The 26,758-nt window shown below is 71.8% G+C and carries 25 protein-coding genes; 10 read left to right on the top strand and 15 right to left on the bottom strand.

Annotated features, from left to right (window positions below; all coding sequences use genetic code 11):
• Positions 1-28: 28 nt before the first annotated feature.
• Genes fabG through Aiant_RS16570 form a run of 4 tightly spaced genes read right to left on the bottom strand, consistent with a single transcriptional unit; the run spans position 29 to position 3,831 of the window.
• The gene (gene fabG / locus Aiant_RS16555; protein ID WP_189328648.1) at positions 29-793 is read right to left on the bottom strand and encodes a 3-oxoacyl-ACP reductase FabG; all 765 of its coding nucleotides are present in this window, start codon (positions 791-793) and stop codon (positions 29-31) included.
• A gap of 53 nt (positions 794-846) precedes the next feature.
• Complete coding sequence (locus Aiant_RS16560; RefSeq protein WP_189328647.1) at positions 847-2,493, bottom strand: alpha-amylase family protein; 1,647 nt, start codon at positions 2,491-2,493, stop codon at positions 847-849.
• On the bottom strand, positions 2,486-3,487 hold the full coding sequence (locus Aiant_RS16565) for a hypothetical protein (RefSeq protein WP_189328646.1): 1,002 nt from the start codon (positions 3,485-3,487) through the stop codon (positions 2,486-2,488). The genes Aiant_RS16560 and Aiant_RS16565 overlap by 8 nt, the downstream gene beginning before the upstream one ends.
• The gene (locus Aiant_RS16570) at positions 3,484-3,831 is read right to left on the bottom strand and encodes a PadR family transcriptional regulator (RefSeq protein ID WP_189328645.1); all 348 of its coding nucleotides are present in this window, start codon (positions 3,829-3,831) and stop codon (positions 3,484-3,486) included. Before Aiant_RS16570 ends, Aiant_RS16565 begins: the two co-directional genes overlap by 4 nt.
• Before the next feature lie 72 nt (positions 3,832-3,903).
• Between Aiant_RS16570 and Aiant_RS16575 the strand changes: the two genes are divergently transcribed.
• Positions 3,904-4,560 carry a DedA family protein gene (locus Aiant_RS16575; protein ID WP_189328644.1) on the top strand — a complete coding sequence of 219 codons (657 nt, stop codon included), beginning with the start codon at positions 3,904-3,906 and terminating at the stop codon, positions 4,558-4,560.
• Here Aiant_RS16575 and Aiant_RS16580 read toward each other — a convergent pair.
• The 5 genes from Aiant_RS16580 to Aiant_RS16600 all read right to left on the bottom strand — a co-directional run bounded on the left by Aiant_RS16580 (position 4,544) and on the right by Aiant_RS16600 (position 10,701).
• Positions 4,544-5,740 carry a glycosyl hydrolase family 18 protein gene (locus Aiant_RS16580; RefSeq protein WP_189328643.1) on the bottom strand — a complete coding sequence of 399 codons (1,197 nt, stop codon included), beginning with the start codon at positions 5,738-5,740 and terminating at the stop codon, positions 4,544-4,546. The genes Aiant_RS16575 and Aiant_RS16580 overlap by 17 nt on opposite strands.
• A 28-nt stretch (positions 5,741-5,768) precedes the next feature.
• Positions 5,769-7,046: a chitinase gene (locus Aiant_RS16585; RefSeq protein ID WP_189328642.1), complete on the bottom strand. Its 1,278-nt coding sequence runs from the start codon at positions 7,044-7,046 to the stop codon at positions 5,769-5,771.
• 168 nt (positions 7,047-7,214) lie between these two features.
• Positions 7,215-8,627: a carbohydrate-binding protein gene (locus tag Aiant_RS16590; RefSeq protein ID WP_189328641.1), complete on the bottom strand. Its 1,413-nt coding sequence runs from the start codon at positions 8,625-8,627 to the stop codon at positions 7,215-7,217.
• Between the two features lie 949 nt (positions 8,628-9,576).
• Positions 9,577-10,275, bottom strand: a complete 699-nt coding sequence (locus tag Aiant_RS16595) for a YidC/Oxa1 family membrane protein insertase (RefSeq protein ID WP_189328640.1) — start codon at positions 10,273-10,275, stop codon at positions 9,577-9,579.
• A gap of 153 nt (positions 10,276-10,428) precedes the next feature.
• A complete protein-coding gene (locus tag Aiant_RS16600) occupies positions 10,429-10,701 on the bottom strand; it encodes a DUF6412 domain-containing protein (RefSeq protein ID WP_189328639.1) in 273 nt (90 codons plus the stop codon).
• A 69-nt stretch (positions 10,702-10,770) separates the two neighbouring features.
• Here Aiant_RS16600 and Aiant_RS16605 point away from each other — a divergent pair, with 69 nt between their 5' ends.
• Both Aiant_RS16605 and Aiant_RS16610 read left to right on the top strand, forming a co-directional pair.
• Positions 10,771-11,931: a carboxylate-amine ligase gene (locus Aiant_RS16605; RefSeq protein WP_189328638.1), complete on the top strand. Its 1,161-nt coding sequence runs from the start codon at positions 10,771-10,773 to the stop codon at positions 11,929-11,931.
• A 139-nt stretch (positions 11,932-12,070) separates the two neighbouring features.
• On the top strand, positions 12,071-13,459 hold the full coding sequence (locus Aiant_RS16610; protein ID WP_212847094.1) for a polysaccharide deacetylase family protein: 1,389 nt from the start codon (positions 12,071-12,073) through the stop codon (positions 13,457-13,459).
• Here the strand turns inward: Aiant_RS16610 and Aiant_RS16615 are convergent.
• The gene (locus Aiant_RS16615) at positions 13,449-14,264 is read right to left on the bottom strand and encodes an Fpg/Nei family DNA glycosylase (protein ID WP_189328637.1); all 816 of its coding nucleotides are present in this window, start codon (positions 14,262-14,264) and stop codon (positions 13,449-13,451) included. The two genes, Aiant_RS16610 and Aiant_RS16615, sit on opposite strands and share 11 nt — an antisense overlap.
• Before the next feature lie 169 nt (positions 14,265-14,433).
• Between Aiant_RS16615 and Aiant_RS16620 the strand changes: the two genes are divergently transcribed.
• The 4 genes from Aiant_RS16620 to rocD all read left to right on the top strand — a co-directional run bounded on the left by Aiant_RS16620 (position 14,434) and on the right by rocD (position 18,026).
• Positions 14,434-15,039, top strand: coding sequence for an ATP-dependent Clp protease proteolytic subunit (locus tag Aiant_RS16620; RefSeq protein WP_189328636.1), 606 nt, complete (start codon positions 14,434-14,436; stop codon positions 15,037-15,039).
• Positions 15,040-15,154: 115 nt separating this feature from the next.
• Positions 15,155-15,730, top strand: a complete 576-nt coding sequence (locus Aiant_RS16625; RefSeq protein WP_189328635.1) for a hypothetical protein — start codon at positions 15,155-15,157, stop codon at positions 15,728-15,730.
• 290 nt (positions 15,731-16,020) lie between these two features.
• The gene (ddaH, locus tag Aiant_RS16630) at positions 16,021-16,815 is read left to right on the top strand and encodes a dimethylargininase (RefSeq protein ID WP_189328634.1); all 795 of its coding nucleotides are present in this window, start codon (positions 16,021-16,023) and stop codon (positions 16,813-16,815) included.
• Complete coding sequence (gene rocD / locus Aiant_RS16635; protein WP_189328633.1) at positions 16,812-18,026, top strand: ornithine--oxo-acid transaminase; 1,215 nt, start codon at positions 16,812-16,814, stop codon at positions 18,024-18,026. The genes ddaH and rocD overlap by 4 nt, the downstream gene beginning before the upstream one ends.
• Before the next feature lie 305 nt (positions 18,027-18,331).
• Here rocD and Aiant_RS16640 read toward each other — a convergent pair whose 3' ends face one another.
• Positions 18,332-19,480 (bottom strand): FHA domain-containing protein, encoded by a 1,149-nt coding sequence (locus Aiant_RS16640; RefSeq protein ID WP_189328632.1) that lies wholly within the window; start codon positions 19,478-19,480, stop codon positions 18,332-18,334.
• A gap of 175 nt (positions 19,481-19,655) precedes the next feature.
• On the opposite strand from Aiant_RS16640, the gene Aiant_RS16645 reads away from it, so the two are divergent.
• Positions 19,656-20,456, top strand: a complete 801-nt coding sequence (locus Aiant_RS16645; RefSeq protein WP_189328631.1) for an SCO4651 family lipoprotein — start codon at positions 19,656-19,658, stop codon at positions 20,454-20,456.
• Here the strand turns inward: Aiant_RS16645 and Aiant_RS16650 are convergent.
• Entirely contained in the window at positions 20,453-21,490 is a 1,038-nt protein-coding gene (locus Aiant_RS16650) for a 1-acyl-sn-glycerol-3-phosphate acyltransferase (RefSeq protein WP_189328630.1), read from the bottom strand. The genes Aiant_RS16645 and Aiant_RS16650 overlap by 4 nt on opposite strands.
• Positions 21,490-22,344, bottom strand: coding sequence for a patatin-like phospholipase family protein (locus tag Aiant_RS16655; RefSeq protein ID WP_189328957.1), 855 nt, complete (start codon positions 22,342-22,344; stop codon positions 21,490-21,492). Before Aiant_RS16655 ends, Aiant_RS16650 begins: the two co-directional genes overlap by 1 nt.
• Before the next feature lie 76 nt (positions 22,345-22,420).
• On the opposite strand from Aiant_RS16655, the gene Aiant_RS16660 reads away from it, so the two are divergent.
• Entirely contained in the window at positions 22,421-22,804 is a 384-nt protein-coding gene (locus Aiant_RS16660) for a MerR family transcriptional regulator (protein WP_229829824.1), read from the top strand.
• Complete coding sequence (locus Aiant_RS16665; RefSeq protein WP_189328629.1) at positions 22,786-23,133, top strand: thioredoxin family protein; 348 nt, start codon at positions 22,786-22,788, stop codon at positions 23,131-23,133. The genes Aiant_RS16660 and Aiant_RS16665 overlap by 19 nt, the downstream gene beginning before the upstream one ends.
• A 9-nt stretch (positions 23,134-23,142) precedes the next feature.
• Here the strand turns inward: Aiant_RS16665 and Aiant_RS16670 are convergent, their stop codons facing one another.
• Together Aiant_RS16670 and Aiant_RS16675 are read right to left on the bottom strand one after the other, a co-directional pair.
• The gene (locus Aiant_RS16670) at positions 23,143-23,358 is read right to left on the bottom strand and encodes a hypothetical protein (protein ID WP_189328628.1); all 216 of its coding nucleotides are present in this window, start codon (positions 23,356-23,358) and stop codon (positions 23,143-23,145) included.
• A gap of 16 nt (positions 23,359-23,374) precedes the next feature.
• On the bottom strand, positions 23,375-26,542 hold the full coding sequence (locus Aiant_RS16675; protein WP_189328627.1) for a cyclic nucleotide-binding protein: 3,168 nt from the start codon (positions 26,540-26,542) through the stop codon (positions 23,375-23,377).
• Between the last annotated feature and the right edge of the window lie 216 nt (positions 26,543-26,758).

The following is a 26,758-nucleotide window of genomic DNA, read 5'->3' on the forward strand; positions in this document are numbered from 1 at the left end:
TGTAGCCGTTCTCAGCAAGTTGCCAGCATCAGTCCCGTGGCCCGCCGGCCACGTAGATCACCTGTCCGGAGACGAATCCGGCACCCTCGCTCACCAGGAACGAGACGGTGTTCGCCACATCCTCGGGACGGCCCGCGCGGGCCACCGGGATCTGACCGATCATCGCCTTCTCGAAGTCGGCGAACTCCACACCCATCCGGGCCGCGGTGGCCCGGGTCATGTCGGTGACGATGAAGCCGGGCGCCACCGCGTTCGCGGTGATGCCGAACTTGCCCAGCTCGATCGCCAGCGTCTTGACGAAGCCCTGCAGGCCGGCCTTGGCCGCCGCGTAGTTGGCCTGTCCGCGATTGCCCAGCGCGGAGGTGCTCGACAGGCTGACGATCCGGCCGTAACCGGCGTCCACCATGTGCTTCTGCACCGCCTTGGTGAACAGGAACGAGCCCTTCAGGTGCACCGACATCACGGTGTCCCAGTCGTCCTCGCTCATCTTGAACAGCAGGTTGTCCCGGAGCACACCGGCGTTGTTGACCAGCACGGTCGGCGGGCCCAACTCGGCCACCACCCGCTCCACCGCGGCGGCCACCTGGGCCGGGTCGGACACGTCGGCGCCGACCGCGACCGCGGTGCCACCGGCGTCGTGGATCGCGGTGACCGTGTTGGCACAGGCGCCCTCGTCCAGGTCCACGACCGCGACGGCCAGGCCGTCGGCGGCGAGCTTGAGCGCGATGGCCTCGCCGATGCCGCGCGCGGCTCCGGTGACGATGGCGACCCTGGACGATGCGGACTGCGACACTGCGGCCTCCGGTTGTGATCTTCGCTGCTCCCGGAGGCCGATGCTAGTCGCGGTCACGCGGTTCTGCGCAGCCGGATCCAGCGATATCCGTACCCGGTGACCGGCAGGTCGGCGAGTTTGCCCGGATCCGGGTAATCCGTGTCGGCCAGCACGTCGTTGGGCATCTCCGCCTCGCCGGCGATGCTGCTCAGATCGACGGTCACCTCGTCCGGCCCGAGGTTGTGCAGGAACAGCATGGTCCCGGTGCCGTCGTCGGCGCGGTGCACCAGCAGCCCCTTGGGCGCCGGCACGTCGACGTAGGTGCAGCTGCCGCTGCCGATCTCGGGCGCCTCGCGCAGGGTCCGGATCATCCGCTCGAACCAGGCGAGCAGCGACTGCGGGTCGTGCCGTTGCAGGGTCACGTTGATCGTGTCGTAGCCGAACCCGTCGTCGGTGACCACCGGCCGGACCAGGTCGCCCGGATCCGCCGTGGAGAAGCCGGCGTTGGGCAGGTTGGACCACTGCATCGGGGTGCGGATCGCGTCGCGCCCCTCCAGACGCAGGTCGTCGCCCATCCCGATCTCCTCGCCGTACCGCAGCACCGGGGTGCCGCGCAGGCTGAACTGCAGGGCGTAGGCCAGTTCCAGGCGACGGCGGTCGTTGCCCAGCATCGGGGCCAGCCGGCGGCGGATGCCCCGGCCGTACAGTTGCATGTTCTCGTCCGGGCCGAACTTCGCGAAGACGTCGGCGCGCTGCTCGGCGGTGAGCCGGGACAGGTCGATCTCGTCGTGGTTGCGCAGGAAGGTGGCCCACTGCCCGCCGGGCGGCAGCGCCGGGGTGTCCCGCAGCCCGTCGATGATCGGCTCCGGATCCTCGCGGGCCAGCGCGAGCACCATCTTGGCGTTCAGCATGAAGTCGAACAGCATGTGGATCCGGTTGCCCGAGCCGCCCTCGTCGCCGAAGTAGCTGACCAGCTGCGCCGGCTCCACATTGGCCTCGGCCAGCAGCACCGCGTCGCTCTTGCGCCACTGGATGTGCTGGCGCAGCTCGGTGAGGAAGCCGAAGTCCTTCGGTGAGTCCGGATTGCCGGGATCGGTCTCCTCGATGATGAACGGCACGGCGTCCATCCGGAACCCGGCCACCCCCAGCTGCAACCAGAACGCGCAGATCTTCTTGATCTCCTCGCGCACCTCGGGATTGCGGATGTTGAGGTCCGGCTGGAACTTGTAGAACCGGTGGTAGTACCAGAGCTTCGCGGTCCGGTCGTAACTCCAGGTCTCGTCCTGCTCGCCGGGGAAGACCATGCCCTGGTTGCGGTCCGCCGGAGCGGTCTCGCTCCAGACATACCAATCACGGTACGGCGAGTCCGGCGACGACCGCGCCGAGACGAACCAGGGGTGCTTGTCGGAGGTGTGGTTCACCACCAGGTCGATGATCACCTTGATGCCGCGGTTGCCGGCCTGGTGCAGCAGCTCGGCGAAGTCACCCAGGGTGCCGAACCGCGGATCGACGTTGTAGAAGTCGGCGACGTCGTACCCGTCGTCGCGGTCCGGCGAGGGGTGGATCGGGTTCAGCCAGAGGCAGGTGACACCCAGCCGGGCCAGGTAGTCGAGCCGGCCGATCAGCCCCGGGATGTCACCGCAGCCGTCCCCGTTCGAGTCGGCGAAGGTATCGATGTCAAGGCAGTAGATGACCGCCTTCGTGTACCACCGGTCACTCATACACCCCTTCTTGACCGCCACCCGCACCCGGGAAACCTGACGGCTGCTCGTCGCCCGTGCGAGTCAGGATCACCGCGAGCGCGACGGCGGCGACGATGGCGACCGGGGCGAGGGACAGCAGCGTCTCCCGCGCCGTGATCATCTCCGGGATCCGGCTGCCGGAGTAACCGGCCAGCACCGTCGCGTCCCAGGTCTCGAGGAGGGCGATCGGGGCCAGCAGCATCGCCGGGAAGAGCAGCGCCACCCGGCGGCGCACCGGCGGGTCGATGCCGATCACCACGCCGGCGAACAGGGCCAGCGGCAGCCAGACCGCGAGATCGTCCCACTCGAACACGGGTGTTTCCGCTGCCCAGGCCGCGAAGGCCGGGGTGAGCGCGGCGACAGCCAGCAGGGCGAGGCCGAAACCACCGACGACGCTGCGGACCGGGCGGGCGGTCCGGGCCGTGACGAAGGCGGCGGTCACCAGGATCGCCACGATCGGCGTCCAGGCCAGGCGCATCGACTGCCACGGGGTCAGGCCCAGCCAGAAGGTCAGGGTGCCGAGCTCGACCAGGAGCGCGGCCGCGGAGAGCACGGCGGCGGCGCGGTAGCGGCCGGCGACCGCCACGGCGGCGACGGCGAGCCAGGCAACGGCTCGCAGCGCCGGGTCGATCAGGCCGTCGACGCCGGCGAGCTGTCTCGGGGAGCCGTGGGTCAGGTCGATCGTCGCCTCGGCGAACGTCGCCAGGGCGAAGCCGCCGAGCAGCAGGGCGACCAGCACACCGGCGACGGCGGCGGCGTCGTGCCAACCCGTACGCGAAGCGGGGCCTGATCTGGCGAAGCGTGCCGTGAGGCCCGCGCGGAGCAGGTCCAGCGCATCGCCGAGGCTGGGAAACCGGCGGTCCGGCGGCGAACCCGCCAGCAGCACCCCCAGCATCTCCTCCTCGTAGGCGGCCCGGTGTGCCGCCGGATAGACCCGCAGCAGAGTGCGGTAACGACTCTCCAGAGTGGTCACGTGGTCGCTCCGCCGAGGGTGGCGCGGCGGGCTCGCAGGCGGCGGTCGGCGATGGCGGCCTGGGCGCGCAGGCGGGCGGTCTCGGCGGACAGGCTCTGCTCGCCCGCCCCGGTGAGGCGGTAGTAACGCCGCAGCCGGGACTGGACGACCTCCTCGCGGTCGACCTCGATCAGGCCGTCGACGCGCAGCCGGTCGAGGGCGGCATACAGCGTCCCGGCGCGCAGCCGGACCCGTCCGCCTGTCATCTCGGCCACATCCTCGATCACGGCATAACCGTGTCGCGGCTCCGCGGCCAGGGCGGTGAGCACCAGGAACGTGGGCTCCCGCATCGGAACGTCGGTCATGGCGGAAGAATATAACGATGAACGGTATATACGGAAGTGATTGCGCGGCGGCGTGCCGGGTAGGAGAAGTGAATGGCAGAACTGAGTGGGCTGGCCGGCTGGGTGGCCTCGGTCATCGACGCGCTCGGCGCGGCCGGCGTCGGCCTGCTCGTCGCGCTGGAAAACCTCGTCCCGCCGATCCCCAGCGAGATCGTGTTGTCGATGGCCGGCTTCCTGGCCGGCGAGGGCCGGGTCAACCTGGTGCTGGTCTGGGCGGCCGCGACGCTCGGCGCGCTGGCCGGGGCCCTGCTGCTCTACTGGCTCGGGCGGGGCCTCGGCGAACAGCGGCTGCGGCGCTGGCTGGACCGGATCCCGCTGGTCGACCTCGACGACCTGGACCGGGCGGACCGGTGGTTCGAGAAGCACGAGCGGGCGGCGGTGCTGGTCGGCCGGTGCGCGCCGGTGGTGCGCAGCCTGGTGTCGATCCCGGCCGGGGCGAACCGGATGCCGCTCGGGTGGTTCACGCTCTGCACGGTGATCGGCAGCGGCGTGTGGAACGCGATCTTCGTGGGCGCCGGGTACGCGCTCGGCTCGCAGTGGCAGGACGTGGCGAGGTACAGCCACTGGTTCGACTACGCGGTCTGGGCGTTCTTCGCCGGGGCGATCGGCTGGTGGATCGTGAAAAAGGTGCGCGGCCGCTCGACCAACGAGCGACCGCGCACCGGCGATCAGGTCAGAAACCCGCGCTGACCTTGGTGAATGCCCAGGTGTCCTGCGCGATGCCGGAGCAGTCGGAGACCACGCCGCCGCCGGCGCAGCCCCGGTCCCGGTTGACCGCCCAGAACGTGAACCGGGCCAGGCCCTTGCTCTTGGCGTAATCGCGGATCCGGGTCCAGGTGTCGACCGTGGTGACCTCCTGCTGGTCGGAGAGACCGTTCATGCCGGAGATGCCGATGTGCGAGTACGCCTGCGCGTCGGTGTACCCGAAGGTGGTCTTCACCAGGTTCTTCAGGCCCTCGGTGGCGCCGGTCGTGGCGGCGTACATGTCCGAGCCGCCGCCGAAGTCGAACGGCATCTGGGTGAAGATGTCGATGTTCGCGCCGAGCGCCTTGGCCTGCTGGACCAGCCGGGTGCCGTAGTAGCTCGGGCCGGTCGGCGTGGTGCCGAAGGTGACGATGGTCTTCACCGACGGGTTGTTCGCCTTGATGATCTTCAGAGCGTTGAGCACCCGGTCCTGGACCGCGGTGTTCTCGAACTCGTCGGTGTTCTCGATGTCGATGTCGATCGCCTTCAGACCGAAGGCGTTGATCACCTTCTGGTACGCGCCGGCGAGCGCCTCGGCGGTCGAGCAGTTCGGGCCGAGCTTGTTGCCGCTCCAGCCGCCGATCGACGGGACGACGTCCGCGCCGGCCGCCTTGATCTGGCTGATGTAGCTGGCGTGCACGCCGCCGGTCAGGCCGGACTCACCGTCCCATGCCGGGTTGCAGCCGCCGCTGGCCAGCACGAACGCCATGGTGAACGACTTGATGCCGGTGGCGCTGACGACCGTGGACGGGGCCGGCGGGTTGCCCCAGCCCGGGTAGACGTACGGCGCCGAGGCCATCTTGGTGCCGGTGGTCGGCGGCTGGGTGGTCGGGCCGGTCGGCGGCGTGGTGGTGGGCGGGGTGGTGGTGCCGCCGCAGGTGCCGTTGTCGATCCAGACGTCCCACTGACCACTGTGGGTGGCCGGCGACTCGTTCTGGGTCCACCACTTAGCGGTGTAGTTGTGGCCGTTCTGCGAGGCCACGTTGTCCTTGACGTAGGTCGCGGACGAGCTCCAGGCGGCGGCGCACGCGGCGGCCGCGTTCGACACCGTCATCGGGAGGACGGCGGCGGCCGTGCCCACGGTGGCGACTGCCGAGACCAGGGCGATCTTTCTGCTCAGCTTCACGGGGATCTCCGAGAGGGGTGTGAGGGGATCAGGGGAGAGTGGCGAGGTGCGGGTCGATCGTGTTCGCCCAGCCGCTGCCGTTCGCGACGTCCCAGTTGATCGACCAGGTCATCGCGCCGCGGATACCGGGGTAGGTGGCCGGCGGCTTGAACGTGCCGCAGTTGGTGCCGCGGGCCAGGCAGTCGAGGGCGTCGTTGACCACCGACGGGGCGACGTAGCCGCCGCCGGCGGCCCGGGTGCTGGCCGGCAGGCCGAGCGAGACCTGGTCCGGCCGCAGGCCGCCCTGGGTCTGGATGCAGGCGAGCGCCGTCAGGAAGTTCTCGGTGCCCTGGCTGTACGCGTTCATCTGGTCGCAGCCGAGCATCGCGCCCGAGTTGTAGAACTGCGTGTGCACGACGGTCAGGATGTCCTTGATCGACAGTGCCAGCGCGAAGTACGACGACCCGGTGCTCTGCATGTCGATGGTCTGCGGCGCCATCGTGATGATCAGGCTCGCCCCGGCCTTGGCCCGCAGGCTGCGCAGCGCGCTGGCCATGTACGTGGCGTTGAGCCCGTTCTCCAGGTCGATGTCCACGCCGTCGAAGCCGTAGTTCTGGATCAGCGAGTACACCGAGTTGGCGAAGTTCGTCGCCGCGTCGGCGCTGGCCACGCTGACCGAGCCCTTCTCGCCGCCGACCGAGATGATGACCTTCTTGCCGCGCGAGTGCAGGGTGGCGATGTCCGCCTTGAACTGCGCGTCGGTGTAACCGCCGACCGCCGTGGCGAGCCCGGCGTCGAGGGTGAAGGAGACCGCGCCCGGGGTCGAGGTGGCGTCCGCGAACGCGACCGCGATCAGGTCGTAGGTGCTGGGCACGGCGGCCAGCTTGAGCGGGGTCGCGCCGTTGTCGAAGTTCTGCCAGTACCCGGTGAGGAAGTGCGCCGGAAGGTTGCCGGTACCGGTGGGCTGCGTGGTCGGCGGGGTGGTGGGCGTCGTCGGCGAGGTGGTCGGCGACGACGTGACCGGCGGCTTGCTGGTGGGCGAACTGGTCGGCGACGAGGTCGGCGTGCTGCCGCCGCACACCCCGTTGTCGATCCAGACATCCCACTGACCACTGTGGGTGGCCGGCGACTCGTTCTGGGTCCACCACTTCGCGGTGTAGTTGTGGCCGTTCTGCGAGGCCACGTTGTCCTTGACGTAGGTCGCGGACGAGCTCCACGCCGCGGCACAGGCCGCGGCCGCGGACGCGTCACCCGCGAACCACGTCGCTGTGCCGGCGGCGGCCACCGCGGTGACCGTCGCGAGAAGTACCGATCGGGAGCGCTTCATAGCTGTCCTTCCATGCGCCTCCGGTGAGATACGTCAATCTTTAGGACTGTTAACAGTAAAAGTAAAGGGGTTCACAACCTTAAAAATCCTTAAAACTCGATCCGTCACCACGACGCGACGATGGGCCGTGACCCCAGGTCAGAGGTCACGGCCCATCGATAAAAATGATTACCGCCGGAACTGGATCCAGTTCACGTTGACGAAGTCCGCGGGCTGACCGCTGGTGAACGTCAGGTATACGGTGTGTGTTCCGGACACATTCGACACGTTCCCCGGGATCGACGTCCAGGCCTGCCAGCCGCCGGTGCTGGCCACCGCGAAGCTGCCGATCGGGGCGTTGCTCCGGCTGTCCACGCGCACCTCGACCAGGCCGCTCACCCCGCCGCCCGCGCCGGAGGCGACCCGGGCCACGAAGTCCCGCACCCCACCGGTCCCGAAGTTCACGTTGTCGAACTGCAACCAGTCACCGTTCGCGACGTACGCGACGTCCTGCCCGCCCTCGGAGCAGGTCTCCACCTGCACCCCGCCCGCGGCGTTGTAGGACTCCGCCTGAATCTGCCCGTAGGCGTCCCGCGTGCCACCGGTCGGCGGCGTGGTCGTCGGCGTGGACGTCGGCGGCGTGGTGGTCGGCGGCGTGGTGGTCGGCGGCGTGGTGGTGCCGCCGCCGGACTGATAGACCGCCACGTAGTCGACGAGCATCGGCACGCCGGACTGGGTCGCCGCGGTCGGGCCGCCGCCGAACGCCGCCGGGAAACCGCCGCCGATCGCCACGTTGAGGATCAGGAACATGCCGTGATGGGTGGCGTTGTTCCAGGTCGTGGCGTCGAGCTGGGACGAGTTGAGGGTGAAGTAGTTGGCGCCGTCGAGGTAGAAGCGCAGCTGCTCCGGGGAGGTGCTGCGGTCGTACTCCACCGCGTACGTGTGGAAGCCCGTCTGGCAGCCGGAACAGGCCCGCTCACCACTGCTCAGGCCGGTCGTCTCGTTGCACGGGCCGCCGGAGCCGGTGCCGCAGTGCAGCGTGGAGAAGACCGAGGACCGGCCGTTGATGTCCTCCATGATGTCCCACTCGCCGATGCTCGGCCAGTTCGTCGCGCCCACCGGACGGGCCGCGGCGCCCAGCGCCCAGAACGCCGGCCAGTACCCGGCGGCGGCCGCGCCGCTCACGTTCGGCTGCTGCAGCCGGGCCTCCATCCGGAGCTTGCCACCGGCCGGCGCGGCGAAATCAGTGCGCTGCGTCTCGACCCGCCCGGAGGTCCACTGCCCGGCCGAGTCCCGGATCGGCTTGATCACCAGGTTGCCGCCGCCGTCCTGGTAGACGTTCGCGGTCGAGTCGGTCATCGTCTCGACCTCGCCGGTGCCCCAGTTGGCCGCGCCGCCCGGGTAGCTGGTGCCGATGTCGTAGAGCCAGTTCGACCGATTCAGCCCGGTGCCGGACGCGCCGGTGAAGTCGTCGCTGAACACCAGCGACATCCCGGACGGTGGGGCGGGCGCGGCCGCTTCGGCCTGGGCGACGACCGTTACTGACGCGACGACCGCGAGGACCGCGGCACCCACCGCGAGAAATCTTCGTGGAGCTGCCATGGGGGACACGCCTTTCCAAGGGGGAGGGGGGACGTGAGAGCGCTCTCTATGTCATACAGATTGCACGCTTGTTTCAAAAACTTCAATGCGCGTCGATGCCACCCTTAAAGATCTTCATATACGCGGGTCCGCCGGTGTACAGATCGCACGCTCCCGCGCGGGCCGAGGCCGGCGATCTGGCCGCTGACGCGTCCAAACCAATCGCCGCCCTCTTCACTGCCCGCAGCTGCTCCCGGAGATCAACCCCCGAGCTGGCCCCCAGCGCCCTATCCCACCCTCGAATAGGGCCACCAGGACCAGCCGACACTCCCCAGCTGGCCTCCAGCGCCCTATTCCGTTGCTGGACAGGGCCATCAGGCCAGCCCGACACTCCCCGGCTGGCCCCCCGCGCCCTAACCCGTTGCTGGACAGGGCCATCAGGGCCAGCCCGACACCCCTCGGCTGGCCTCCAGCGCCCTATCCCATGCCCGAATAGGGCCACCAGCACCAGCCCGACACTCCCCGGCTGGTCCTCAGCGCCCTATCCCGTTCCCGGATAGGGCCACCAGCACCAGCCCGACACTCCCCGGCTGGTCCTCAGCGCCCTATCCCGTTCCCGGATAGGGCCACCAGGACCAGCCCGACACTGCTCGGCTGGCCCCCAGCGCCCTATCCCACTCCCGGATAGGGCCACCAGGACCAGCCGGGCACTCCTCGGCTGGCCGCCAACGCCTTGGGCAGACGCGGGATAGGGCCAAGCCGCTTGACATCCCTGGTGCAGGGGATGTCTTCGCTTTCCGCGGTGCTCACCGAACCCCGGAACGCGCTCAGGCCCCCTAGGTTTCTCACGAAACGCCGCCGGTGAGATGGGCTCGGCTTTTCCGACGCCGCGGGGTTTGCGGTGGCGGAAAAGACGCGCCCATCTCACCGGTTACAAGGCGTTTTGTGCGCGGAGCGAAGCGAAGCAAAGCTAGCCCAGCCAGCTCCTCCGGACCAGCTGTTCGGCGGCGGTCCAGGCCGACGAGGTGACCAGGTAGAGACCGCCGGCCAGGGGCAACCAGGCGACGGCCAGAACACTCAGCCACGGCAGATACTTCAGCATCGTGGCGGTGACGGCGGCGGCCTGCTGGGCGTTCTCCGAGCCGGACGGGGTGGGCAGGGCCGGCGGGTTCGCGGCGGCCAGGGCGGCCGCACGGCGGGACGACCACCAGGCGATCGCGGCGGCCAGGGCGAGCAGGACGGCGAAGACCGGAAGCCCGGCGGAGAGGTGCGCGGTGAGCGGGACCCCGGCGATCGCACCGGCCGGCGGGTCCATCGCGACCCGGTACATGACCATGAAGAACGGTGCCTGGACCAGGGCGGGCAACAGGCCGGCGAACGGGCCGATGCCGTGCTCACGCTGCAGGGTGAGCGTCGCGGTGGCCAGCTCCATCGGGTCCTTGTGCTTCTTCCGGAGTTTCGCGATCTCCGGGGCCAGGGCGGCACGGCGGCGTTCGGTGCGGATCTGCAGGTAGGTGAGCGGGGTCAGGCAGGCACGGACAAGCAGGGTGAACAGGACGATGGCGAGCGCCGGGGCGAGGCCGCCCAGCGGGTCGAGGGCGGCGGCGAGGCCGGTGATGGCGGAGTGAGCGGCGCCGACGACAGCGTGGAAGAGACCGGTGACAGACATGGACGTACCCCAAGGGTCCGAAGCGGAAGGGACACCGAGCCGGCAGCGAAACGCCCACCTCGACCCGCGCTCACCCTGGATCCCTTCGTCGCGACGCGCAGCGTCGAGCGACAATCGGGGCAGACCGGGAGAAACGGGGACGAGCGCGCGGGGTTACGCGGCCGCGGGGTACGCGGTGGGTGCTCGGGGGCGGGGGCGCCCGGCGGCGTCCGGGTCCAGCAGGCGCGGCGCTGACCCGCGGATGCGGCGGGTGAACGCGCGCATGCCGGGCAGCAGGCCGGTGGTCAGGACCGGGAGGGCGACCGCGGCGACGACCAGCAGAGCCGCGGTGACCAGGGCCAGCGCCAGGACCAGGCGCGGGCCGCTGCTGAGGCCGGGCTCGAGCAGGGCGGTGCCCGCCAGTGCCCAGTACCCGAGAAGCAGCATGGCGGCAAGCCTAGCTCGCCGGGGCAACGACCGGTTTTCCGGCGAGACCCGGCGGGTAAGGCTGCGCGCATGGAAGCCGCTGCCGAAGGCACGACGACGATCTCGCCCCAGCTCGCCGCCCGCGCCGAGCGGCACGACCTGCTCACGCTAGGGATCGAGGAAGAGTATCTGCTGGTCGACGCGGTCGAACCACGTGGTGTGGAGACGGTCGAGGCGGTGCTCGACGAGGTGCCCGAGGAGCTGCGGCCCGGGGTGCAGCACGAGTACCTGCGCAGCCAGATCGAGGTGGCCAGTCCCCCGCAACTGGAGCTGGTCGGCCTCTACGACGCGATGGTGACCTTGCGCACCGGGCTGGCCGACGCGGCCGAGCGGGCCGGATCCCGGCTGCTCGCGGTGGGCTGCGGACCGGCCGCCGGGCCGAACACCCGGCTGGTCGACGACCCGCGGTACCACCGGATGCGGGAGCGGTTCGGCGACCTCTCCCCCGGTCAGGGGCTGTGCGGCACGCACGTGCACGTCAGCATCCCGGACCCGGAGACCGGTGTGCGGGTGCTGAACCTGCTCCGGCCGTGGCTGCCCACCCTCCAGGCGGCGGCCGCCAACTCGCCGCTGTTCGGCGGGCGGGACACCGGGTACGCCAGCTGGCGCTCGATGATGTGGGAGCGCTGGCCGACGGTGGGCCCGACCCCGTATCTCCGGTCGCACGAGCACTACCTGACGCTGATCGCGGACCTCGAGGCGAGCGGCGCGATGCTCGACGAGGGCATGCTGTACTGGTACGCCCGGCTGTCCGCGAACTACCCGACCGTGGAGATCCGGATGGGCGACGTGACGCCCACCCTGGACGACGCCATCCTGCTCGCCGCGCTGGCCCGGGCCCTGGTCGCGACGCTGCTGCACGAGGTGCGCTCCGGGACCGAGGGGCCGGAGGTGTCGCACCCGCTGCTGATGGCCGCGCACTGGCGGGCGGCGAAGGACGGCCTGGAGGGGCTCGGGCTGGACCTCGCCACCCGGGAGACGCGGCCGGCCTGGCGGTTGCTGCGGCAGCTGGTCGACTACGTGCGCCCGGAGCTGGAGCGGCACGGCGACCTGCAGATGGTGACCGTCCTGCTCGACCGGCTGCGCTCGCGGGGTTCCGGCGCGGCCCGGCAACGGGCGCTGCTGGCGAAGGGAACGCCGGTCGCCGGGGTGGTCGACTGGCTCGCCCGGACAACTCGTGGCGAGATGTGACGCAACGAGAATCTCGGATGAAACACAACAGATATTGCCCACGTCGATATGGCCGGTGAGCAGGAAAAACCACCATAGGTGACGGCGCGATGACCGATCTGGTATCGCGCCGGATCTTGCCAACCGGTAGGCATGACGGATGCCGCCGTACACCTCGCCGCACCTGACGAGCTCCGGCGACGCAGCCGCGACGGGTGGGCGGCACCGTCGGCCGGATTCCGGGCCGGAGCAGGTCGCGCCCCGTGCCGCGTTCCTGGAGCCGTCCCTTCGCTCTGCGGTGGACCCCGCCGCCAAGCCGCGGACCCGGTCCGCCCGGCACCGCGCGGGTGGCGACACCGGATCGTGGAGCACCGTCCGCCCCCGGGACGAGGCGCAGCCGCCGGCCCACTCCCGGCGGTCCCGTGCCAAGCGCCCGGTCGTCGGCAGCCACCGCGCGCCGAACACGCTGCCGCTCGAGACCTGGCTGGAAGCGGCCAAGAACCGGCCGACCACCGTGCTCGGCACCCTGGTGGTGGCCGGCCTGCTGATCACCGCGGTGCCGCTGTCCCAGCCGAGCAAGAGCGACCCGGCCGCGCTGACCGCGGCCGCGCAGGCGGCGGCCTCGGCCCAGGCGGCGCAGCGCGACAAGGCGGCCCAGGCGGGCGGCCGGCAGAAGAGCGGCGGCGGCACGCCGCAGCAGGGCCAGCCGGCCGGCGGTGGCCCGGCCACGCCGACGCCGCAGGCGACCGTCACCGGGAAACCCGCCGAGGACAAGCCGGTGCGTCCCGTGCCGGCCGGCGCCGGACCCGGCAAGTCGCTGCTCACCACCGGCGGGCAGCAGGTGGCGCTGACCTTCGACGACGGGCCGGACCCGGAGCAGACCCCGAAGATTCTGGAGATGCTCGCGAAATACCAGGTCAAGGCGACGTTCTGCCTGGTCGGCTCGCAGGCGCGCCGGCACCCCGAGCTGGTCCGGGAGATCGTGGCGGCCGGGCACACCCTGTGCAACCACACCTTCGACCACGACCTGTCGATCGGGAAGAAGACCGCCGCGCAGATCCGGGCCGACCTGGCGAAGACGAACAAGGCGATCAACGACGCGGCGCCGGGTGCGCCCATCCCGTTCTTCCGGGCGCCGGGCGGCAACTTCAGCGACAAACTGGTGAAGGTGGCGTACGCCGACGGGATGTCCTCGCTCTACTGGGCGGTCGACCCGCGGGACTGGGAGCACCTCGAGGGCGAGAGCGACGCCGCGCACATCAAGCGGGTGATCGCCACCGTGAAGAAGCAGACCGCGCCGGGCTCGATCATCCTGTCCCACGACTTCAACCAGCCGGACACCGTCGCGGCCTACCAGGAACTGCTGCCCTGGCTGGTGGAGAACTTCCAGCTGGGCGTGCCGTCCGGCACCGGCGAGACCCCGCTCACCCCGGCGACCACCGCGCCGACCCCGGCGACGCCGACGCCGTCGGCCGACACGACCACCGCCCCCGCGGCGGAGCCGACCCCGACGACCACCGCGACGGCGACCCCGGCCGCTACCTCCTAGGCTCCTGGCAGGTCGGGCACCAGTAGAGGTTGCGGCCCGCCAGCGGGCCGATGGCCACCGGGGTGCCGCAGACCAGGCAGGGCTGGCCGGTGCGGCGGTAGACGTAGACCTCGCCGCCGTGCCGGTCGACGCGCGGCGCCCGGCGCATCGCCTCGGGGGTGTGCCGGGTGTGCACGGTGTCGATCCGGCCGCGGGCCACGCCCTCTTTCATCAGGGCGCGCAGGTCGTCCCAGAGGGCCGTCCAGAGCTCCCGGCCGGTCGCGGTGCCCGGGGTGAGCGGCGAGAGCCCGGCCCGGAACAGCACCTCGTTCGCATAGATCAGGCCGCAGCCGGCCACGATGGACTGGTCCAGCAGCAGCGCGAAGAGCGGCTTGGTGCTGGACCGGATCTTTCGGTACGCCCGGTCCGGCTCGGCGTCGTCGCGCAGCGGGTCGGCGCCGAGCCGGGCGCGCAACGCGTCCACCGCGGGCGGGTCGAGCACCTCACAGGCGGTCGGGCCGCGCAGGTCGAGCCAGTGGCCGGGCCCGGCCACCCGCATCCGGATCTGGCCGACCGGCTCGGGCAGCGGCGGCTCCCCCTCGGTGAACTTGCCGTAGAGCCCCAGGTGCACGTGCAGGGTGCGATCGCCCTCGTAGTGGTGCAGCAGGTGCTTGCCATACGCCTCGGTGTCGTGCAGCACCCGGCCGTCGAGCAGCGCGGCGCCGCTCGCGAACCGGCCCTGCGGGCTGGAGACGGCCACCGGGTGCCCGGCGAACAGCTCGCGGTGGCGGGTGGCGAGGCGGTGAATGGTATGTCCCTCCGGCACGAGCCAAAGGTATCCGTCTTCGTCGTGCTGCTCAGCCGGGCGTGATCAGTGCCACCACGGTGCCGTTCTGCCGTGAGCGGATTCGCCCTGAGGGGAATCGCTGGGTTTCGACACGCCCTGTGAGAGAAGGTGTGAGACGTAGAAGAGCGGATGCGAAAGGGTTGACCCCATGAGTGTTGACACGACCATGCGCGGTGGCGGCGCGTCCTTCGACGACCAGGTCTTCGAGCGTCTGCTCCGCGAGCGGATCATCTTCCTCGGCAGCGAGGTCAACGACGAGGTGACCAACCGGATCTGCGCGCAGATGCTGCTGCTCGCCTCCGAGGACGCCGAGCGGGACATCGCGCTGTACATCAACTCGCCCGGCGGCTCGATCAGCGCCGGGATGGCGGTGTACGACACCATGCAGTACATCAAGAACGACGTGGCCACCATCGCGATGGGCATGGCCGCCTCGATGGGCCAGTTCCTGCTCTGCGCCGGCACCCCCGGCAAGCGGTACGCGCTGCCCCACGCCCGGGTGATGATGCACCAGCTGTCCGGCGGCATCGGCGGCACCGCGGCCGACATCGCCATCCAGGCCGAGAGCATGCTGCACATCAAGTCGGTGATGAACGATCGGATCGCCTTCCACACCGGGCACACCCCGGAGGAGATCGAGCGCGACTCCGACCGGGACCGCTGGTTCACCGCCCAGCAGGCCAAGGAGTACGGCATCGTCGACCACGTGATCAGCAAGGCCTCCGACGTGAACGCGGTCTCCTCGCTGGTCTGACCCACCTTTCACCCGAGGGATGCACAGTGCTTGTGCATCCCTCGTGTCGTTTCCGGGCGGCCCGGGTATAGAGCAAGGTCAGCCAACCCCCGAGATCCCCCAAGGAGGTCCTGACGTGAGGATTCCCACCTTCTCGCGTGCGGCCACGACCGATACCGCGGAGACGGCCCGGGTGCCGGTGCAGCCCCGCCGGGACGACGACACCACGCAGGACATCACCAAGCCGCGGACCACCGACACGAATCGCGACATCAACACGCCGCGGGCGGTGAACCCGCCGCGGGTCAGCACGGTCACCCCGCCGACCGAGGCGGAGCGCAAGCCGGTCGCGGTCGGCCGCCCGGCCACCGAGCCCGCACCGGCCCGGCGCCCGCGGGCCAGCCTGCTCGCCACGCTCGGCCTGATCGTCAGCGTCGCCGGCATCGCGCTGGTGCTCTCCGGCCCGCTGGCCGGCTGGGGCATCGGCGTCGCCGGGCTCGGCCTGGTCCTCTCGCTGGCCGGTCTGAACGCCACCCGCAAGCAGCACGTGGCCGGCAAGACGGACGCGCTGATCGGCGTGCTGGTCGCGATCGGCGCGATCGTGCTCGGCGTGCTCGCCCTGAACGGCTCGCTGGCCTGGCTGGGCACCGACACCCAGCCGGCGTCGCATCTGCGGGAGTGGCTTGACGCACAGTTTGCGAACCGCTTCTGACGGGTAACTGACATTTACCGACGGCGATACGCTGACGGTCACCTCTCGGAACCGGGCCGGCTCTCGCCGGCCCGCCCCGAAATTGCTCCGGCGGTTCGCCGGTCGGCTCCGGCGGTTCGCCGGACAACCGCACGGGCGCCCGGGAGCGACGTGGGAACGTCGCTCCCGGGCGCCCGTGTGGCATGTGCGCAACGAATCGCCGCGCACCCCGGTGATCACGCAACGATTCCCGCCCGGGACGCATGGTCTTAGCAGGGCGGATGAAACCTTCTCGCACCTACCGTTGCCTGATGACCGCCAAGCGCTATCTGATGTGCCGGCCCACCCACTTCGCCGTCACCTACCGGATCAACCCGTGGATGGATCCCACCGCGCCGTATGACAACGCGCTGGCCGTCCGCCAGTGGGAGACGCTGCGCCAGGCATTCCTCGACCTCGGTCACACCGTCGACCTGGTCGAGCCGCTGCCCGGCCTGCCGGACATGGTCTTCGCCGCGAACGGCGGGACGATCATCGACGGGCGCGCGCTGGGCGTGCAGTTCCGCGACGCCGAGCGGGCCGACGAGGCTCCGGCGTACGCTGCCTGGTTCCGGGAGAACGGCTTCGAGGTGACGATGCCGAAGCACGACAACGAGGGCGAGGGCGACATCCTGCTGGCCGGCGGGCTGCTGCTGGCCGGGACCGGGTTCCGGACCGCGCACGCGTCGCACGCCGAGACCCAGGAGTTCCTGCGCCGCCCGGTGATCACTCTCCAGCTGGTCGACCCGGCGTACTACCACTTGGACACCGCGCTCTGCGTGCTGGACGAGCGGAACATCGCGTACCTGCCGTCGGCGTTCTCCCCCGGTTCGCAGGCCGTGCTCCGGCAGCTCTTCCCGGACGCGATCATCGCGACGCCGGAGGACGCCGAGGTGCTCGGCCTCAACGCGGTCAGCGACGGCCGTAACGTGGTTCTGCCGGTGCAGGCCACGCACCTGACCGAGGAGCTGCGCAAGGCCGGCTACCACCCGATCGGGGTCGACGTCTCCGAGCTGCGCAAGGCCGGCGGCGGACCCAAGTGCTGCACGTTGGAGGTGCGCTCGTGACGACTGTTGAATTTCGTACGCCGGAGGCTCTCGCCGACGCCGAGCGCTGGACCGCGCACAACTACCACCCGCTGCCGGTCGTCGTCGCCGAGGCCGAGGGCGCCTGGGTCACCGACGTCGACGGCCGCCGCTACCTGGACATGCTCGCCGGATACTCGGCGCTGAACTTCGGGCACCGGCACCCCGGCCTGATCGGCGCGGCACACGCCCAGCTCGACCGGCTCACGCTGACCAGCCGCGCGTTCGTGCACGACCAGTTCGCCACGTTCTGCAAGGGCCTGGCCGAGCTGTGCGGCAAGGACCTGGTGCTGCCGATGAACACCGGCGCCGAGGCGGTGGAGACCGCCATCAAGGTGGCCCGCAAGTGGGGTTACCAGGTCAAGGGCGTGCCGGACGGGCAGGCCGAGATCATCGTGGCGGACGGCAACTTCCACGGCCGGACCACCACCATCGTCAGCTTCTCCACCGACCCGGAGGCGCGGGCCGACTTCGGGCCGTACACGCCGGGCTTCGTGGTGGTGCCCTACGGCGACGCGGCGGCGCTGGCCGCGGCGATCACGCCGAACACGGTCGCGGTGCTGCTGGAGCCGATCCAGGGCGAGGGCGGCGTGCTGATCCCGCCGGCCGGGTACTTCGCCGCGGTCCGCGAGGCCTGCACGGAGAACAACGTGCTGCTGGTGGCCGACGAGATCCAGTCCGGCCTGGGCCGGACCGGCAAGACCTTCGCGATCGAGCACGAGGGCGTCGTCCCGGACATGTACGTGCTGGGCAAGGCGCTCGGCGGCGGCATCGTCCCGGTCTCCGCGGTCGCCGCGAACCGCGACGTGCTCGGCGTGCTGAAGCCGGGCGAGCACGGCTCCACCTTCGGCGGCAACGCCCTGGCCTGCGCCGTCGGCGCCGCGGTCGTCGACCTGCTGCGCACCGGCGAGTTCCAGGAGCGGTCCGCGCGCCTCGGCGAGCGGCTGGAGGCGGGCCTGTCCGCGCTGATCGGCAAAGGCCTGGCCGGGGTCCGCTGCCGCGGCCTGTGGGCCGGCGTCGACATCGACCCGGCGCTGATGACCGGCCGCCAGGCGTGCGAACGGCTGGCCGCACGCGGCGTCCTGGCCAAGGACACCCACGGCTCGACGATCCGCCTCGCCCCGCCGCTGGTGATCACCGAGGCCGACCTGGACCACGCGGTCGCCCAGCTCGCCGCCGTCCTCGCCGCCTGATCAGTCCCCACCCGCCCTGGGGGCTGACCCCGGCTCAGTGTGACCCGGATCCGCCGGCTCCCGCACGGAGCCTGTGGACAACCCGGAACTGTGGAAAACCCTGACCGGGAACCACCCGAACCGAGGCGCCACCGCCGGGACCCTTCGCCGGGTCGGCAGTGGCGCCTTCGGGTTTTCGGTGACCAGCCGCGGACCGTGAAGGGCGGGCTGATCGCCCTGGACGCGCCAGCGGCCAGATCAGCCCGCCCGGCCCGCGCGGGAGCATGCGATCCGCACCCCGGCGGACCTGCGTCAATGAAGGATTTTCAGCGGCCGACGGGTCGAATCGCCATGGTGGGCGCCTCGGCCATCACCGACTGCGGCTGGACGACGCCGCCGTTGGACCAGAGCTTGGCGCGGCCCACGTGCACGTTGGCGTAGAGCTCGACGATGTCGTCCGGCGCCAGCACGCGGCTCTCGTCGCGGTGCAGGGTGATCCGCTGGTCGTCGTCGGGTGAGCCGCCCGGGCGGACACCGGTGCCGTTGGTGCTGATGTCCTTCGCGGTGATCTCGCCGGCGCGCAGCGCGAAGCGGACGTGGCCGCGGCTGATCCACTTGCGAGCGTCCTGGGTGAGCCACTGGCCGAGCATCACCCCGCCGCCGCCCTCGGGGGCCCGGCCGACCACCACCGGCTGGTCCTCCGAGACGGTGAACCGCTGGCGGATGACGCCGTCGATGCGCACCGAGAGGACCTCGGTGGCCGGGCGCGGGCCGGCGTCCTTGAGCCGCTCGCCGTGCCGGGGGCAGGTCGGCACGCCGGCGCGCAGGGCGGGCGGCGGCTGGGCGACCGGGCTGGTGAACGTGCGCATGTCGGCGAACGGGCTGTCCGAGTCGCCGCCGGTGCCGAACGTGGTGCAGTTGAAGTCGGGGCACTTCCAGATCCGGGCGAGCAGCCGCTCACCGAGCGGCGAACGCGGGGTCGGCGGAACCGCCTCGCCCCGGCCGACCCGGGCCACCAGCGTCGGGCCGCCCTGCTGGGACACCAGGGCGAGCAGCCGGCCGGGCTCGGCCACCCACGGGCGGCCGGCGCGGAACCGGTCCTCGCGGTCGCGGGTGAGCACCGGCAGGCCGAGCATCTCGGCCACCTCCAGCACCCGGTCCTCCATCTGCGGCACGACCTCGACCTTGCCGTCGTCGGCCCAACGGCGGACGACCATCCGCTCGTTCGAGGTGAGGTCGGTGTCGGAGAGCAGACCGCGCGGGGCGATCACGTAGACCGGCACGTTCTCCTCGGCGACGTAGCGGCCGAGGGCGTCGACCAACAGACCGAGCCGGACCAGGCTGGCCGGGCGACCACCGTCGAGGTCGGCGTATCGCACCACCTCCGACAGATCGACCACGGCCCGGGCCAGCGCCGGGTCGGTGGTGAGCCGGGCCTCGATGGCGTCGAGGACCTTGCTGACCTCGAATCTCACGAGTCCTCCCCCTGTCGTGCGTGCGCGGAATACCCGACTCATCATGCCCCGGCCATGATCTGCGCGGCCAACCGGGCGTGCGGCACGCCATGGTTTGCCCGTGGGTGTCCGTTTGCCGAGTCCCACGATCGGGAACTCCCGCTATCGACAGGCGTTGACGAAAAGGAGAGCGATCATGCGGACACCACGGCTCGCCGGACTGGGCCTCGCGGCGGCCACGGCCGCGTTCGCGGTGGCTGGCTGCGCCTCGGCGGACACACCCGCGACCTCCGCGAGCTCGGCGCCGGCCTCCGCCGCCGCTCCCTCGACCAGCGCCGACCCGGCCGCGGTCCAGGCGCTCTCGGACGCGGCCGCCACGCTCGGCAGCACCAGCTTCACGATGACCATGACGAGCGGCGCCGGCTTCCAGCTGACCGCGAACCTCGACGCGCCGCACGGCGCCGGGACCGCGGAGATGGCGGCGAAGGGGGCGAACACCTCGCTCACCGTCAAGACGCTGCTGCTCGGCCAGGACCTGTACGCCCAGATCCCCGGCGTCACCCAGGCGAACACCTGGACCCACCTGGACATGGCCCGGTTGCCGGACGGCGCGAACATCGGCCTCAAGCCCGGCCAGATCGACCCGGCGAACACCGCCGACCTGCTGCGCGCCACCACCGACGTGCGCCGCAGCGGGGAGAGCTCGTACTCCGGGACGCTGGATCTGACCAAGGCGGCCGGCGTGGCCGGGATCAGCAAGGTGACCGTCGACGGGTACGGCGCGGACGCCCAGCGGGTGCCGTTCGAGGCCATCCTGGACTCGCAGGACCGGTTGGAGCAGCTCACCCTGCGGCTGCCCGCGGTGGACAACCGGGAGGCGCAGCCGCTGGTGATCAAATACTCCGGGTATGGGCAGCCGGTGACCGTGCAGCGGCCCCCGGCCGGCCAGATCACCGAGGCGCCGGCCAGCGTTTACCAGGCGCTGGGCGGCAGCTAGGAGCGGTCGATCCACAGTGGGCGCGGCGCCGGCTTGTTCTCCTCGATCCAGCCGTCGATCCGCGCCCACCAGGCATAGAGCCAGTCGATCCGCTCCTGCTCGCCGACCGGCACCTCCTCCGGCGGGACACTCCAGAACCTCATCACCAGCCGCTTGTCCATCGGCAGCTCGCGCCACACGTCGCCGACCGTGATCATCCGGTCCAGCCCGGTGTGCGCCACGAAGATCACCCCGGCGTCCGGGGCCGCGTCGATCGCGGCGAGCAGGCCGCCGGGTTTCGGCGGCAGCAGGTTACGCAGGTTCTCCGCCTTGACCGCCATCTCCTCCAGGCCGCTGGCCCGCAGCCGGGCGATCGCGGTGAGCTTGCGGCGCGGGGTGAAGTTGCCGCCCTCCGGGAAGATCACGAAGGCGTCGTTCTCGTCCAGGCCGGTGGCCAGGTCGCCGATCTGCTCCTCCAGCGTCGCCGTGGTGGTCCGGCCCGGCGAGATGAACCTGTTCGGCAGGCGGTTGAGCAGCACGTCGACGGCCGGGTCCCACTGGAGCGCGGCCTTCAGCACGATCCGCGGCTCCCGGGCGAACCAATTGACCAGCGCGTGGATGAGGGTGAACGAGTCGCCGGGCCCCGCGTGCCGGCTCACCACGATCTCCGGCCGGCCCGGCTGCGCGGTGTCCGGGTCGGTGCCGACCACGTCGATCGCCAGGTGCAGCGACCACCGGGCGAACCAGAACAGGGTGCGCAGGAACCAGCCGGTCACCACGTAGTGCGCGCGCTGGAAGACCGGGCCGCGGATCCACCGGCCACAGCCGGACGCCAGCCAGAGAACGCCCAGCACGATCAGCGCGGCGGCGTCCCAAACCACGTAGACGATCAGCAGGAAGACCAGCCGGGGCACCCGCAGCCGGCCCGGGACCAGCGGGGACACCGCCAGCGCGAAGAGCAGCCAGATCGGCAGGGTGGTGAGCAACGTCACGGCGAGCAGCACGACGGCCGGGGCGATCACGAGACGGCGGGCCCAGACCGGCGGCAATCCCATCAGCGGCCGCCCGGCTCCGGCAGCGGATGCACATTGGCGGTCAGATAGCGCCGGGAGGCGGTGTAGGCCCGGCTGATCCGGCGGCCGACCAGGGCCATGTCCCGATAGGCCCAGGGCGAGTCGTCACCGCTCTCGCCGCCGCCGCTGGGCAGCACGTGCACCCGGACGCCGTCGGGCAGCGAGGACATGTCCCGCGCGAACCGATGGCGACGGGCGATCTCGAACGCCACCTGTGCCACCTCCCACGGCCGTCTGGGCACACTGAGCTGCCGCTCCACCCGGCCCACCTGGAGCACGAAGATGAGTTTCGCGCCGAGCCGGACCGCTTCACTGATCGGGATCGAGTTTACGATCCCGCCGTCAACGAAGTGTTCCCCGCCGATCTCCATCGGCGGCAGCAGGCCGGGCACCGCCGACGAGGCGAGCACCGCGTCGACCAGCGGCCCGCTGTCGAACCAGTGCTCGGCGGCCCGCTCGATGCTGGCCGCGCAGCAGTGGAACGGCACCCTCAGGTCGGCGAACGTGGCGTGCTCGCCCAGCTCACCCTCCAGCAGCCGGCGCAGCGGGAGCGGCGAGTGCAGGTGGGTGCGGGCCGCGAACCGGCGCAGCTGCCGGCCGATCGAGTCGCCGTAGACGGCCGCCGCCTCCGGGGACGCCCAGAGCCGGACCAGCCGGTCGGTGACCGCCTCGCCCGGCTCGGCGCAGACCAGGGCGCCGTTGACCGCGCCGATCGACGTGCCGACCACCACGTCGGGGCGGAAACCGGCCCGGAACAGGGCGCGGAGCATTCCCACCTCGACCGCCCCGAGCACTCCACCGCCGCCGAGCACGAACGCCACCGGACCGTCGACCATGCCGTCCATGCTGTCACGGTGCTGCCGTGACACCGGGGTTGCCTTGACGCCGGTGTCAAGGCATACCGTCGGCGCCATGCTGCTGATCGGAGAGCTGGCGGAGCTGGCCGGGACGAGTCCCCGCACGCTGCGCTACTACGAGGAGCACGGGCTGGTCCGGGCCACCCGGGACGCGAACGGGTACCGGCAGTACGAGGACGGCGAGCTGCGCGTGGTGCACGAGATCCGCACCCTGCTGGCCTCCGGCTTCGGCCTGGACGACATCCGGCCCTTCGTCGCCTGTCTGCGCGCCGGCAACAGCGCCGGTCACGTCTGCCCGGACTCGGTGGCGGTGCTCCGCCGCAAGATCGCCGAGGTGGACGACTACCTCGGCCAGCTCACCGCGGTCCGGGAGCGGCTGCACGACCAACTGAGCCAGGCCCTCGAGCACCGGGAGACGCGATGCCGGACGACGCCCTGATCACCATCACCGACGCCACCTTCGACGAGCTGGTCCGCCGGGCCACGCTGCCGGTGGTCGTCGACTTCTGGGCGCAGTGGTGCCCGCCGTGCGGCCCGATGTCACGGCTGCTGGCCGAGCTGGCGCCGGAGTTCGCCGGGCGGCTGGTGATCGGCACGCTGGACGCCGACGAGAACCCGGTGGCGACGCGCGCCTACCAGGTGATGGCCATGCCGACCCTGCTGTTCTTCCGGGACGGCGTGGTCACCCGGTCGATCGTCGGCGCACGGCCGAAGTCGATGTTGCGCGCGGCGCTGGCCGGGGCGCTCACGCCGTACGCGAATGTCTGAGACGACGCCCTAATCCAGCTCGGGCATGGCGACCGGCTGGGGCCTGGGGTGGCAGGTGCCGCACTGCACGGCGTCCTCCACCACCAGCGCCTCGGCCCGGTCCCGCAGCACCGACCGGCTGATCTCCAGCAGGTACGGCCCGAACCGTGCGTGTTCCGCGCACACCCCCCGCCCGCAGAACCGGCAGGCGGCGCGCGCCCCCTCGGCGCAGAACCAGCACAGCATGCAGCCCCTCCCCGGGCTAGCCCGTCGTCGTCCCGTCCGTCGGCGACGTGGTCTGCTCCGGCACCGTCGTCGTGGTCGGCGCCGAGGTCGGCGTCGAGGCGGTGGTCGTCGTCGGGACGGACGTCGGCGCCGTGGTCGTGGTCGGTCTGGTGGTCGGCCTGGTGGTCGGTCTCGTCGTCGGCCTGGCCGTCCTCGTGGTCGGGCTGTTCGGCGTGGTGGTCACGCCGGCCGTCGGCGTGGCGCTGGTGCTCGACGAGGCGGAGGGGCTCGGCGACGCGCTGCTCGGTGCGGCGCTCGGCGCGCTGGTGACCGGCGCGGCCGTCTCGGACGGGAACGGCGCCTCGGACGGCTGGTCGCCCTCGGTGACCGCCGGCGGGCTCACCTTGACCCCGTCGCCGCAGTTCAGGTCGCCGCCGGTGGGCTCGCTCGCCACGCCGCCGGCGGTGACCGTGCCGTCGGCCACCGTGATCGCCGCCAGGTCGACCGCGTACCAGGCCTTGCCGGTGCTGGTGACGTCGCCCTGCACCCGGCCGATGGTCAGGCCGAGCGGCCGGTACGCCCCGCTGGTGCTCCCCGTGGCGGCGAGCACCCGCCCGCTCTCCAGGGTCAGCCGCCCGGACGGGACCGACTCCCGGCCGGTCGCCACCGCGGCCGCGTTCAGGGTGACCCGTGCGCCCGGGCAGAGCAGCACCGCGCCGCCGCCCGGGAAGGTGAGCCGGGCCCGGCCCTTGCCCTGCGCCACGACCTGCGCGCCGGAGCCCAGGTAGCGCTGATCGCCGGCCTCGAGGGTCACGGCGCCGCTGCCGCTCGCCGTGGCCACCGCGGTGCCGCGGTCGACGGTGAGCAGCGCCCGCTCGGTGGGCATCTCCGCCCAGGCCGGGCCGGCGCCCAGGTCCAGCGCCAGGCCGCCGACCAGGACCACCACGACCAGGCTGACGAAGACCCACATCCGTTTCTCGAAGTGCCGGTCGACGTCGAACTCGTCGTCGCCCTCCGGCGGCGGGCCGGGCGGCACGGCCAGCGGCGGGTGCACCGCGCCGGGCCGGACCGCGAGCGGGGCGCTGGGCCGGACGCTCGGCATCGGCGCGCCGGGGCGGGCCTCCAGGCCGATCAGCGGCGGCAGGTCGGAGGCGTCCGGGATGATCCAGAGCCGGACCGGGGTCCGGCTCTGCGCCACCATGCCCGGGTTGCCGTCGCCGACCGGGCCGACCAGGGTGCCGCGGCGCAGCTCGGTGCCGTCCGCCATGGCGATCACCCCGGACTCGACCACCACGGCGTGGGTGGGTCCGTGCAGCATCACCGGGGCGCCCGGGTCGAGGTCGACCGGGTGGGCCGCGGCGATCAGCGCGAGTTGCTGGTCCTCCTCCAGCCCGGCCAGCGCCGGGGTGTCGGCGAACAGCGCCTCGGCCTCGGCCCGCTCCATCGGCGGCGGGCCGGGCAGCGGGCCGATCACGGTGGCCACCGTCGAGGTGGGCACGGCCAGCAGGGTGGCGCCGGCGGCGGCGTGCCAGTCCAGGCTGGCGGTACGCCCGGTGAGCGCGGCGGCCAGGCCGACCACGCTGCCCGGGCCGGCGTGGTGCCGGATGCTGCCGCCCGGGTCACCCGGGCGGCGGCCGTGCAGGGCGCCCTCGACCACCACGTAGACCGCGCCCTGGTGCTCGGCGGCCAGGACCAGGTGGCGGCCGGTCGGCGGGTGCTCCCAGCGGGCCCGGGCGGCCAGCGACTGGAGCGACGGCTCGGGCAGGCCGCCCAGGTCGGACGCGTAGAGCGCGGCCATCCGGCGGGGCATGTCCTTCTCCTGGTCGCGCTCGGCGGCGCGCTGCCGCCACCGGCGCCAGCCCGCGCCGAGACGGCCGAGCAGGAAGTAGAGCGGCGGGGCGGTGAGGCCGAGCAGCATCACGGCGAGCAGCACGCGGGCGGCGGCGCCCTCGTACCAGAGGCCGACGACGAGACCGTGCACCCGGTCGGTCCACAGGCGGTAGCCCAGGGCCACGGCGGCGACCAGCCAGAAGAGGGCGAGCAGGCCGTACAGGCCGATGAGGCGGCCCTCCCGGTCCAGGGTCGACCAGCGCGGGCCGCGCCGGCGCAGCCGCCCGCCGAGCCAGGCCAGGCCGCGGGCCCGCAGGTCCGGGATCTCCAGCCAGTCCATCAGGAGGTATTGCCCGTCGAGCGGCAGCAACGGGCTCAGGTTGAAGAAGGCGTGCAGGTAGAACAGGAAGGCCAGCTTGAAGGCGAGGCCGCCGGCGGCAGGCACGGCCAGGCCGATCAGCTGGATCAGGCCGGCCAGGGCCAGCCCGGTGGCCGGGCCGGCGGCGGTGACCGCGATCCGGGCCCGGCGGCCGGCCATCCAGACGTCGCTGGTGTCGACGAAGACGGCGGGCAGGCCGAAGTGCAGCATCAGCCCGGCGGACGGCACCTCGCGGCCGACCCGCTTGGCGGCCAGCGCGTGCCCCAGCTCGTACAGGCCCTGGGCGACCACGTTGAGTAACAACAAGGCGATCGCACCGAGTAGGTAGGAGTCACCCGCCAGGAACAGCGCCTGGCTGCCGCGCTGCCAGGTGCCGAGGAACAGCACCGCGCCGGTCAGTGCCAGCAGCGTGCCGATCCAGACCGCCGGACGGGTGAAGAGCAGCTTGCCGGCGCTGTTGTAGAGGCCGGTGAGCGCGCCGTCGGCGGGCAGCGACAGCACCCGGCGGCCGCGCACGGCGGACAGCACCGAGCCGCCGACCCGTTTCGGCAACGGCTCCTGGTGCAGCTCGCGCAGCGGGCGGAAGGCGTCCCGCGGGAGGTCCTCCAGCATCCGGTTGCCGGCCAGGTCGGCGACCACCCGGCGGACCTGGTCCGGGGCGAGCCGGCCGGCGATCCGGGCGAACTCGGCGACCAGCCGGGCCACCGTGCTGGCGCCGTCCATCATCAGGGCGAGCTGGTACTCCTCCGGGGTGAGCCGGAGATAGCAGCTGCGACCGCCGTCCTCGGGCGAGCGGAGCATCACGTATCGCCCGCCGCGGACCGTGGTGCGGTGCCGGACCTCGATGCCGCCGCGCAGCTCGGGCCGGGCGCTGGCCGGGTTCAGCCGGTCGGCGACGGCGTGCCAGAGGCCGGAGTCGGCGGGGCCCGCCGGGGCTCCCGGGGACCGGCCGGCCAGGGCTTCCCAGACACTGGTCCGGGTCTCGACGTACGTCAACTCGCTGGGCCTCTCACTCCGCGCCTCTCACTCCGCCGAAGCGAAACCGCGCCACCGGCATGGCGCTGCCCATGGCGAAAGGAGATTAGAAGGAAGCCTGGGCAAACGCGAGTCCCCGCTGACGAAACCTAGCCGTTCGTCGGGAAAGTCCAGAATCACGGCATAGATAGGAATACGGCGGGTGACGTGCCCACCCCTGGTCACGTCACCCGCCGT

Source organism: Actinoplanes ianthinogenes, from assembly GCF_018324205.1.
Lineage (GTDB): Bacteria > Actinomycetota > Actinomycetes > Mycobacteriales > Micromonosporaceae > Actinoplanes > Actinoplanes ianthinogenes.

Bases quoted from the DNA above. Each gene is read 5' to 3' on its own strand.
- Aiant_RS16645 (WP_189328631.1), top strand. From the start codon at position 19,656: ATGCGGACACCACGGCTCGCCGGACTGGGCCTCGCGGCGGCCACGGCC.
- ddaH (WP_189328634.1), top strand. From the start codon at position 16,021: ATGACCGCCAAGCGCTATCTGATGTGCCGGCCCACCCACTTCGCCGTC.
- Aiant_RS16610 (WP_212847094.1), top strand. From the start codon at position 12,071: ATGCCGCCGTACACCTCGCCGCACCTGACGAGCTCCGGCGACGCAGCC.
- Aiant_RS16650 (WP_189328630.1), bottom strand. From the start codon at position 21,490: ATGGGATTGCCGCCGGTCTGGGCCCGCCGTCTCGTGATCGCCCCGGCC.
- Aiant_RS16670 (WP_189328628.1), bottom strand. From the start codon at position 23,358: ATGCTGTGCTGGTTCTGCGCCGAGGGGGCGCGCGCCGCCTGCCGGTTC.
- Aiant_RS16595 (WP_189328640.1), bottom strand. From the start codon at position 10,275: ATGTCTGTCACCGGTCTCTTCCACGCTGTCGTCGGCGCCGCTCACTCC.
- Aiant_RS16620 (WP_189328636.1), top strand. From the start codon at position 14,434: ATGAGTGTTGACACGACCATGCGCGGTGGCGGCGCGTCCTTCGACGAC.
- Aiant_RS16560 (WP_189328647.1), bottom strand. From the start codon at position 2,493: ATGAGTGACCGGTGGTACACGAAGGCGGTCATCTACTGCCTTGACATC.
- Aiant_RS16585 (WP_189328642.1), bottom strand. From the start codon at position 7,046: ATGAAGCGCTCCCGATCGGTACTTCTCGCGACGGTCACCGCGGTGGCC.
- Aiant_RS16655 (WP_189328957.1), bottom strand. From the start codon at position 22,344: ATGGTCGACGGTCCGGTGGCGTTCGTGCTCGGCGGCGGTGGAGTGCTC.
- Aiant_RS16575 (WP_189328644.1), top strand. From the start codon at position 3,904: ATGGCAGAACTGAGTGGGCTGGCCGGCTGGGTGGCCTCGGTCATCGAC.
- Aiant_RS16660 (WP_229829824.1), top strand. From the start codon at position 22,421: ATGCTGCTGATCGGAGAGCTGGCGGAGCTGGCCGGGACGAGTCCCCGC.
- Aiant_RS16590 (WP_189328641.1), bottom strand. From the start codon at position 8,627: ATGGCAGCTCCACGAAGATTTCTCGCGGTGGGTGCCGCGGTCCTCGCG.
- Aiant_RS16600 (WP_189328639.1), bottom strand. From the start codon at position 10,701: ATGCTGCTTCTCGGGTACTGGGCACTGGCGGGCACCGCCCTGCTCGAG.
- Aiant_RS16605 (WP_189328638.1), top strand. From the start codon at position 10,771: ATGGAAGCCGCTGCCGAAGGCACGACGACGATCTCGCCCCAGCTCGCC.
- Aiant_RS16570 (WP_189328645.1), bottom strand. From the start codon at position 3,831: ATGACCGACGTTCCGATGCGGGAGCCCACGTTCCTGGTGCTCACCGCC.
- Aiant_RS16665 (WP_189328629.1), top strand. From the start codon at position 22,786: ATGCCGGACGACGCCCTGATCACCATCACCGACGCCACCTTCGACGAG.